This is a genomic window from Paraglaciecola sp., assembly GCF_051252315.1.
In the GTDB taxonomy this organism is placed as follows: domain Bacteria; phylum Pseudomonadota; class Gammaproteobacteria; order Enterobacterales; family Alteromonadaceae; genus Paraglaciecola.
Genome location: NZ_JBPOFP010000146.1, coordinates 1 through 9,621, shown reverse-complemented (window position 1 = coordinate 9,621; position 9,621 = coordinate 1). Strand labels below are relative to the sequence as shown.

The window sequence follows — 9,621 nt, the reverse complement described above, 5'->3', positions numbered from 1 at the left end:
GTATCAAATAAAGAAGATCCAGAGTCAACTCAAAGAATAGTTGTTGCTAATATATTTAGTACCTTAGGATTCACAATTACACTCATAATGGGGATTGCTTCCTTTGTTAATAATGACTTTGAATTAGCTTGGGTTTTACTTATTCAAAGTGGTATTTATTTTTATGCCCATTTAATTTTCAGAAACAACTGGTTTTCAATTCCCTATAGATACTCAGCCAACTTGTTATCGATTTCTCTTGTCATACTTATAATCTACTTAGTCTATTCTGGGGGGGTAAACAACACAGGCCCACTTTGGATTTATTTGGTTCCTCCAGTTATTTTATTTTTTGGAGGCTTATATAAAGGCTTACGCAATTTATGTTTGTTTATTCTTTTTATCAGTTTTCAGTTGTTTTACCCTGACCCAATTTTATTAGCTACGGAATATACCTTTGAATTTAAATCTAGATTGCTCTACTCCTTTATTACCGTTAGTTTACTTTTTGCCATTTACGAAGCCGCTCGGCATAATTCTTACCAAAGTGTTAGTGAACTAAGCAAGAAGTTTGAAAAGCTGGCAATGTACGACGTGTTATCGGGGCTGTTAAATAGACGCGGTATGATGCAGAACCTGGCTCTTGAGTATGCCAGAAGCAAACGAAGTCAACTCTCAACAACATTAATTATGTGTGACATTGATTACTTTAAGAAAATAAATGATTTATATGGACATGAAAAAGGCGATGAGGTTATAAAAAAGGTGGGCAAAATATTCACCAAAGAATTAAGAAAACAAGATTCAATTGCACGTTGGGGAGGCGAAGAATATTTGTTTTTGTTACCTACTACTAATTCAGAGCAAGCAAAAATACTGGCAGAAAAGTTACGTCAAAAAATTGAACAGACGTATTTTAATTATAAAAATTCACAATTCAACATCACAGTCAGTATGGGAATACATCAACTACAGCCAACAGATAGTTTAGACGAAGCCATCGGTCACGCCGACACAAAACTTTATAAAGCCAAAAGTGACGGTAGAAACCGCAGTATTAGTTAACATCTGCTGATATGATCAACCCCATTGTTACCTAACGTTTACTCTTTATGCGTCCCAACCGTTTTCCTATTGACGAAGACAAGCCAATTAGCTGGCAAATATTCTCACAATTATGGCCCTATTTAACTGAGTTCAAACTCAGAATATTGTTGGCAATGGTGTTTTTAATCGCCGCGAAAGTAGCCACCATTTATTTACCATTTATACTCAAATACACAGTTGATACCCTAAATACGGATTCAACTAATGACGCTTTGATTTTGGTACCATTTGGGCTCATTGCTGCTTATGGCTCTTTAAGATTAGCTAATGTCATTTTTGGTGAAATTCGGGACACATTATTTGGAAGAGTTACCGAACGAGCCATGCGGCGCTTAGGCCTTAAAGTGTTTAAACACCTCCACTCTTTAGATTTAGATTTCCATTTAAATCGCCAAACGGGTGGCTTGTCACGAGATATTGAACGGGGAACGAGTGGCATTAGTTTCTTAATGCGCTTTTTAGTGTTTAATATTGGCCCTACGCTATTTGAAATCATTGTGGTTATAGGCGTACTGTTTTACAACTACGGGATCAGTTTCGCATTAATCATACTTGCCTCAGTACTAAGCTACGTCGCTTATTCAATCAAAGCCACAGATTGGCGAACCAAATATGTTAGAGAGGTCAATAAAGCTGATTCAAGTAGTAGCTCTCGGGCTATTGATAGTCTACTAAACTATGAAACGGTTAAATATTTCAATAACGAAAAATACGAAGCAAATCGGTACGACAAAGATTTAAAGACTTGGGAAAACGCCAGACGTAAAAACCGACTTTCATTATTTGCCTTAAACGGCGGACAAGCCACCATAATTGCTTTGTCTATGACCAGTATGATGGCCTTAGCCGCATACCAAGTTGCTCACGGAAAAATGACTATCGGTGACTTTGTATTAATTAACGCCTTTACCATGCAAATTTTTATGCCGCTAAATTTTCTTGGTTTTGTGTACCGAGAAATTAGAGGCTCATTGGCCAATATTGAAAATCTATTTACTCTACTAAATAAAAAAAGCCAAGTGCCCATTACTCCTAATGCCAAAGAGCTATCGGTACAAACAGGACTAGTTGAGTTTAAACACGTCAACTTTAGCTATCGCCCAGACCGCCCCATACTTAAAGATGTGAATTTTAACATTCAGCCAGGACAAAAAGTTGCTGTGGTAGGTGAAAGTGGCGCAGGAAAATCAACACTAGTAAAACTATTATTTAGGTTCTATGACACAACCGCCGGTAACATTTACGTTGACCAACAAGACATTAAACAGGTATCTCAAGATTCTTTAAGACTGAACATAGGCATAGTGCCACAAGACACAGTGTTGTTTAATGATAGTATTTTCGAAAATGTACGTTATGGCCGCCCTCAGGCATCTGATATTGAAGTTAATCAAGCGATAGATCTGGCAAATCTTAGAACCTTCATAGAATCACTACCAGACAAACAAAATACTAAAGTAGGCGAACGAGGGTTAAAACTTTCAGGCGGCGAAAAACAACGCGTAGCCATTGCTAGAACCATTTTGAAACGTCCAAAAATACTGGTGTTTGACGAAGCAACCTCATCATTAGACAGTCAATCTGAACAACTGATCTTAAAAGCAATAAAAAATGTATCCAAAGGACACGCCAGCTTAGTTATTGCCCATAGGTTATCCACCATCATTGATGCAGATAACATCATAGTAATGGGCAATGGAAAAATACTAGAGCAAGGTAAACATAGTGCGTTAGTAGAACAAGATGGGCCTTACAAACAATTATGGCTTGCCCAACAAAACAGTGAAGAATTAAATGGATAATCAATTATTACTAGAAGCAATCAATCAAACCATGCCTTTTGGAAAATATGCTGGTAGAAAATTGCTACATCTTCCTGAACCTTATTTAGTTTGGTTTAGCAGCAAAGGGTTTCCAGAAGGTAAATTAGGGCAACAACTAGCACTGATCCACGAAGTGAAAGTCAATGGATTAGAAACCATGTTAGAACCTCTGATCCAAAAATAAGACATATAACTCAGCAGCGACCTTAACTTGCATCTAACCACAACCGAGAACGGTTAGATCCGCGCATTCCAATCACCCTTGTGTTCGGCTAAACAGGCTTCTTCACTATCTAAGCAGACATTTCTGCGGGCATCTTTAAGCAAAATTCCCACTTTTAACAGTTGCTGTTGAATGATTTTACGCATGTTTATATCTAAGGCCTTATCTTTTGTATCGGCTATGGATTGATTGGTATCGAACACACAAGTCACGACTAAACTAGCTGGAAAATTTGAATAGTCGGCTGTGTGGGTCAACCATTCAAATCCATTGATGTTATCTTTAAAAGATTCACAGGCTACGGTTAATGCCTTAATGACATTATTATCCAGCTTTTTAATTGTCTTATTCACCAAAGGGTATCGCTAATTCTACTTGCCGTAGGTACACAAGTACGCAGTTTCTACTGCAACTTGTACATTAAAGCTTTTGTTGGCTTCAACGGTAAAACTTTCGCCAGCATTAAAAGTCTGAAACTCAGCGCTATCTGGTAACTGCACAGTTAATGCACCACTTACCACTGTCATGGTTTCAAATTCACTGGTACCAAACTCATATTCACCTACAGCCATTACACCAACCGTAGCTGGCAATGTAGCTGTTTTAAACGCGATAGACTTTACTTTACCGTCAAAATATTCATTAGATTCAAACATAACTGTCCTTTAATAGTCTTTAAAAATTTTCGGGTAATCTAACAGTTTCCCTTAGCTAAACAACCCTCAAATTATTCTAACTTATCACCTCTATCTAGATTTAATGGCGCTAGCTATCCTTGTCTTTTGCAATACCATCTTGTTGTTTTTTAACTTCCTGCTTTTGTTTAGCTACCGCCTCTATTGTGATTTTTGCTTTCGGATCGGGTATAAACATTTGCACTAATAAACCAAAAGCAATGGCCCCTGCCTTTCTATTTTTTGCCCACCCCGTCATTTTAATACACAAATAAACGAAACCCATAAATACAATCCAGGGCATGAATAGCCCCCATAATTCTGCTAATAATGTCATATTGAACCCATCAAATTTTAGCCCACAAAAGGCTAATGAATAAAACTTAGCGTATTAAGCTCATGCTTAAAAATTATTCTAAAGTTGAGTATTTAAAGGTCGTTCGTCTTGGTTTTGATTGTGGATTAATCGATATTTAATAGGTGATACAAGCAAAGGAAGGTTAAGTATTTGTTGCCTAAGTAATAGATTGACTTTAACCGATATTGTGTCGAGTAAGACAGTAGGCAAGGTGTTTATAAAAACAATAAACGGGTGATTGTTGCTATTGCTATGATTAACAGATTGACTATGTGTGTTCTCTTTGAATAAAGGAAGATCAAGTTTAGTAACCCTAAGTGCAGTAGTCTTATGTAAATTAGTCTTTAGTGAAGGAGCCTTAAGAGGAGGCCCCTTGAAAAAGATGACATCAACGATTTGAGTGTCGTCTACTTCTTGTTTACTTTCAACATAGTAGGTTTCTTGGCTATCAGGCTCTGCAAAAGCGCACAGTTGTAATACAATACAAGTTGCAACAAACAATACACCCAAATATTTAGTCAAATAATGTGACATAGATAGTCAATTTTACCGGTCTCATATTCTGATTAATGGTGATGTATTAAAATTAAACAAGATCTAATAATTTATATTCCATACAACTACAGGCCCCTTTATGCTAATTCAACGTCAAGTTAACGACTTATCTACACCAACTGGCATCATGCGCACCTCGATATATCGCCCTGTCGATGACAAAAAGTACCCTACCATTATTTTTTACTCTGAGATATTTCAAGAAACCACACCTATTACTCGTAGTGCTCAAATATTAGCGGGCCACGGTTTTGTTGTACTTGTTCCAGAGGTTTTTCATGAACTCAACCCCATCGGCACGGTATTAGCCTATGATGATGCCGGAAAAGATAAAGGCAACGCTGACAAATTTACTAAACCTCTAGAGGATCATGATACTGACACTCAAGCCATGATCGACTTTGTTACCAGTCAAAGTTATAGCAATGGACAAGTTGGTGCCATGGGGGTTTGCATTGGCGGCCATTTGGCCTTCAGAGCGGCGCTGAACAAAAATATAGGTGCTTCATTTTGCCTGTATCCAACAGACATTCATTCGAATACTCTACCTTGCGTTGAAGGCAATGATTCTCTAACTCAGAGCAAAAATATTAGCGGCCCTATGGTATTGGTATTTGGTAAGCAAGACCCTCATGTAACGCCTGAAGGACGAGATTTAATTCGCACCACACTATACACCAATGAAAATGACTTCAGTTGGCATGAAGTCAATGCTCAGCACGCTTTTATGCGTGATGAAGGTGATAGATACGACGCAGCCTTAGCGCTGCAAATGTATAAAATGTCGGTTGAGTTTTTTCAAAGCCATCTAACCAACTAAAGATGTTATGACCTACTCTACTGGTTTTAGATGGCTGTACTTAAACTTCATTATTTGTTGTTGGGTTTTCCCAACCCAAAGCATTGCAGTCACAGAAAATCAATTTAGCGTACATGGTTTATCGGCATTTGAAGAAAAGCAAAGTGCCATGTTACAAACTTGGCTAACAAGAGGGGTAAATTCCACTCGTGCAACACTTGGAATTTACCCTACTCCATTAGCGTTACATGTCTACCCTAAGAAATCGAACCAACCGGTACCATGGGCACATACAGTTCGGGACGGTAAAGGCAGCGTGCATTTTTACGTGGACTCTCGTTTTAAATTATATAAATTTATAAACGACTGGACTATTTATCATGAACTGGCTCATATGGCGTTACCCTATTTAGGCCGCCAATACCGCTGGTTTTCTGAAGGTTTCGCAAGTTACATGCAATATCAAATCATGTTTCAAGCAGGAATTCTAAAAGGTACGTTAGCAGAACGTTATCAAGGGAAAATTGCTCCGCATATTCGCTGGTTTAATAAAAGTAAGCATACTGCCGCTTCCATTGCTAATAGGTTAATGGACAAACGACAGTACCCAGCGGCCTATTGGGGAGGAGCCTATTTTTTTGTTTTAGCAGATAAACAACTTCAACAAAAACATAAGATCAATTTAACTGATCTTATTAGTCATTACCAAGATTGTTGTCGAGAGCAAGATGATAATATTCAAGAGCTAGTAAATTCATTAGATGGCCTAATTGGCGAGCCTTTGTTTGCTACATTACTCCACCAATATGAACAAGAACCTGCCAAAACACTCTATCCAGAGACGTATATTCAGAATCAATGAATAGCGTTTTTTTGCTTCTCTATCCATCTGTCAATTTTTGCTTCAAGAATAGGCATGGGCAATGCTCCGTCTATTAATATTTGGGTATGAAATTTCTTCACACTAAATTTATTGCCTAAGGCCCCTTTTGCTTTGTTTCTTAACTTACGTATATGCCTCTCACCCACTTTGTAACTCACTGCTTGACCGCCAATCGCAATATAACGTTCTACCTCAGCTTCTATATCAGTTAAGGCTAAAGAAGAGTTATTAACCATATAGTCGATAGCTTGTTGACGAGACCAGCCAAAAGCATGTAAGCCCGTATCCACTACTAACCGCATCGCACGTAGTTGCTCATCAGACAACCTCCCGTACCACATGTAAGGGTCGGTAAATAATCCTAATTCTTTACCTAGACTCTCGGCATACAATGCCCAACCTTCAGAAAATACCGTATATCCTCCAAACTTACGAAAATCTGGTAAGCCTTTAACCTCTTGTTGAATAGCTATTTGGAAATGGTGGCCAGGGGCCGCTTCATGCACGCTTAAGGTTTCCATTAAATATTTGGGCTGGGCCTTTAGGTTATAAGCATTGATATAGAAAATTCCTGGCCTAGAGCCATCTGGTGCAGGGCTTTGATAACTGGCACCTGCAGCAGAGGCCGCTCGAAACGCTTCGACCGCTCTGACTTCGTAATCGGCGTTAGGAAATACCTCGAATAACAAAGGTACTCGATTGTCTATTTTTTCTTTGACTTTTGTATAGCCATCTATCAAAGCTTGTTCCGACTCAAAGAAAAATTGCTCATCGGTACGTAAGTATTCAAAAAACGCGCTCAAATCACCGTCAAATTTAACTGTCTCTTTCACTGCTTTCATTTCGGCTAATATACGTGCCACTTCCTGTTTACCGAAGGTATGGATTTCATCTGCACTTAGAGGCAAGGTTGTATTTGCTTCAATACGGTATTCGTACCAGGCTTTACCATTTGGTAAATCAGACAAACCAACTGTATCCCTACCATTCGCTAAATATACATCTGATATAAAGCCAAACATACGACGATAAGCCGGAATAATGACAGTTTTAATACATTCAACATAGGCTTGTTCCAAGCTTTGTTTTTCAGTCTCTTCAATTTCAACATTATTCTTTAGTTGAGACACGGGCCCGTAAAATACACTCTGAGTAACATCTTCCAACAAATGTACTTCAAGTTGTGGCAACAGCTTTTTGATGAGAGCTTTGGGCAGCACGATTGATTTTTCGATACCTTCTTGCATCGAGAGAATAGCGCTGTCCATATACATTGCAAATCCCTCAGCTCTTTTCATAAAGTTTTGATAATCTTCAACTGTGTTAAAAGGTTGCGCACTTTTACCTGAGCCTAAAGTAGCAAAGGAAGAATGAGCCCCTCCAAATTGGTGGATTGGAATAAGGTCAGTTGGAAATTGTTCACCTTTAATGGACTGTATTCTATCCCGCACAAAAATGTCATAACTTAATAATGCTTGCCCGGATAACTTAGAAGAATCGATTTCTTTAATCTTTGCCAAATACTTTTTCTCAAACGCTAAACGTTTAGCAATACTCTGCTTATTAATTGGTGGGTGAAATTGGTCATTAAATTGATTTAATCCTACATAAGTGGCATACACTGGATTTAGGGACATGTATTCAGCAAAAGCTTCTTCAAAAATAAGGTTAGCCTTATCCGACTCACTGGTTAATTCAGCCGTTTGATTTTGGATGTCAGTAGGAGCTTCTTTAACGGGTTGATTGCATGCGCTTAAACCTAATAATGCGACGAAAGATAAACTTACATGAAATGGAGTCATATTCTATTTAACCTAAATATTGTGAAGTGAAACGTTAGCGGGTTAGCTAAAGTAAAAATGATTAATACATCTCGATCAAGATATCATATCTTAGTGCCTATAGAGTTTTGCTGTAAACTTTAATTGATGGTCACTTAATGTTTACCTAAAGGAACAAGATGAAAAAACACATATACGTTGCATATACGGGTGGAACCATTGGCATGCGCCCTTCACCACAAGGTTTTATACCAGCAGCAAAATTCTTGTCAGAAACCCTAGCAGATATGCCTGAGTTTCATCGTAGTGAAATGCCTGATTTTACTATTCACGAATATGATCCATTAATTGATTCATCAGATATGAGTCCCACTGACTGGCAACTCATAGCCAACGACATTCAACTACATTACTCTGATTACGATGGGTTTATCATATTGCATGGCACAGATACTATGGCCTATACCGCATCAGCCTTATCATTTATGTTAGAAGACTTAGGCAAACCTGTCATTGTAACAGGCTCTCAAATTCCATTAGCTCAATTACGTTCAGACGGCCAAGCCAACCTATTAAATGCCTTATACATAGCCGCCAATTATCCGATTGCCGAAGTGACTTTGTTTTTCAACAACCAATTATTTAGAGGTAATCGTTGTCGAAAACTAGATGCGGATGGTTTTAATGCATTTGGCTCGCCAAACTACCCGGCACTATTAGAAGCAGGCATTGACATAGAAATCAAAATAGACAAAAACCAACTAGGGGTGAATAACGATAAACAACTTCAAGTAAGTCCGATCACTTCTCAACCCATAGGTATTGTCACGCTATACCCAGGAATCGATACCACAGTCATAAAAAACACGCTTCAACAACCTGTTAAAGCACTCATCTTACTCAGCTTTGGTGTGGGCAACGCACCACAGAATAAAGCTCTGCTGGAACAAATAGCTATCGCCAATGAACAAGGGATCATTATTTTAAATTGTACTCAATGTGTGCGAGGTAAAGTTAATATGTCAGGCTATGCAAACGGTAATGTTCTAAAAGAAGCTGGAGTCGTCTCAGGGACAGACATGACACCCGAAGCAGCCCTTGCAAAGTTACATTATTTATTAAGTAAAAACTTGCCAATTAGAGAAGTAAAACGTTTGTTAGCGACTAATTTAAGAGGTGAGCTAACCAATTAGATGGCTCTTAACAAACATATACATTAAGCACCAACTTAAGAATATTTCCGACAGTTTATAAAACTATTTTGATGCTGTTAAGATTTGTGGCTAAGTTTTTTCTGTCTTTCCCATCTAATGTCTTGAATAACCGTATAGATATTGTAGATGGTTAAACCCAAACAGACTTTCGCAATGAGAGCCGTTGAAACAAATAAAACAATTGTATTACCATAATTAAAATAAGCAAAACAAGCACATATAAAA

The 9,621-nt window shown here is 38.1% G+C and carries 11 protein-coding genes; 6 read left to right on the top strand and 5 right to left on the bottom strand.

The window, feature by feature from the left end:
• From ACSHXM_RS19395 to ACSHXM_RS19385, 3 genes are all read left to right on the top strand, one after another.
• Window positions 1-1,044, top strand: a 1,044-nt coding sequence (locus ACSHXM_RS19395; RefSeq protein ID WP_435691618.1) for a GGDEF domain-containing protein, incomplete at its 5' end; no start/stop codon positions are given.
• A 47-nt stretch (window positions 1,045-1,091) separates the two neighbouring features.
• Complete coding sequence (locus tag ACSHXM_RS19390) at window positions 1,092-2,888, top strand: ABCB family ABC transporter ATP-binding protein/permease (RefSeq protein WP_435691615.1); 1,797 nt, start codon at window positions 1,092-1,094, stop codon at window positions 2,886-2,888.
• Window positions 2,881-3,093: a DUF3820 family protein gene (locus ACSHXM_RS19385; protein WP_435691613.1), complete on the top strand. Its 213-nt coding sequence runs from the start codon at window positions 2,881-2,883 to the stop codon at window positions 3,091-3,093. Before ACSHXM_RS19390 ends, ACSHXM_RS19385 begins: the two co-directional genes overlap by 8 nt.
• Window positions 3,094-3,146: 53 nt before the next feature.
• Here ACSHXM_RS19385 and ACSHXM_RS19380 read toward each other — a convergent pair whose 3' ends face one another.
• From ACSHXM_RS19380 to ACSHXM_RS19365, 4 genes are all read right to left on the bottom strand, one after another.
• Complete coding sequence (locus ACSHXM_RS19380) at window positions 3,147-3,485, bottom strand: Fis family transcriptional regulator (RefSeq protein ID WP_435691611.1); 339 nt, start codon at window positions 3,483-3,485, stop codon at window positions 3,147-3,149.
• A gap of 18 nt (window positions 3,486-3,503) precedes the next feature.
• Window positions 3,504-3,788: a pyrimidine/purine nucleoside phosphorylase gene (locus ACSHXM_RS19375; RefSeq protein ID WP_435691609.1), complete on the bottom strand. Its 285-nt coding sequence runs from the start codon at window positions 3,786-3,788 to the stop codon at window positions 3,504-3,506.
• Window positions 3,789-3,897: 109 nt separating this feature from the next.
• Window positions 3,898-4,143, bottom strand: a complete 246-nt coding sequence (locus ACSHXM_RS19370) for a hypothetical protein (protein WP_435691607.1) — start codon at window positions 4,141-4,143, stop codon at window positions 3,898-3,900.
• A gap of 78 nt (window positions 4,144-4,221) precedes the next feature.
• Complete coding sequence (locus tag ACSHXM_RS19365; protein WP_435691605.1) at window positions 4,222-4,698, bottom strand: hypothetical protein; 477 nt, start codon at window positions 4,696-4,698, stop codon at window positions 4,222-4,224.
• A gap of 100 nt (window positions 4,699-4,798) precedes the next feature.
• Between ACSHXM_RS19365 and ACSHXM_RS19360 the strand changes: the two genes are divergently transcribed.
• Together ACSHXM_RS19360 and ACSHXM_RS19355 are read left to right on the top strand one after the other, a co-directional pair.
• Window positions 4,799-5,539, top strand: coding sequence for a dienelactone hydrolase family protein (locus ACSHXM_RS19360; RefSeq protein ID WP_435691603.1), 741 nt, complete (start codon window positions 4,799-4,801; stop codon window positions 5,537-5,539).
• A gap of 7 nt (window positions 5,540-5,546) precedes the next feature.
• Window positions 5,547-6,380: a hypothetical protein gene (locus tag ACSHXM_RS19355; RefSeq protein ID WP_435691601.1), complete on the top strand. Its 834-nt coding sequence runs from the start codon at window positions 5,547-5,549 to the stop codon at window positions 6,378-6,380.
• Here ACSHXM_RS19355 and ACSHXM_RS19350 read toward each other — a convergent pair.
• A complete protein-coding gene (locus tag ACSHXM_RS19350) occupies window positions 6,374-8,203 on the bottom strand; it encodes a DUF885 domain-containing protein (RefSeq protein WP_435691599.1) in 1,830 nt (609 codons plus the stop codon). The genes ACSHXM_RS19355 and ACSHXM_RS19350 overlap by 7 nt on opposite strands.
• A gap of 158 nt (window positions 8,204-8,361) precedes the next feature.
• On the opposite strand from ACSHXM_RS19350, the gene ansA reads away from it, so the two are divergent.
• Window positions 8,362-9,375: an asparaginase gene (gene ansA, locus ACSHXM_RS19345; protein WP_435691597.1), complete on the top strand. Its 1,014-nt coding sequence runs from the start codon at window positions 8,362-8,364 to the stop codon at window positions 9,373-9,375.
• Window positions 9,376-9,621: the final 246 nt, after the last annotated feature.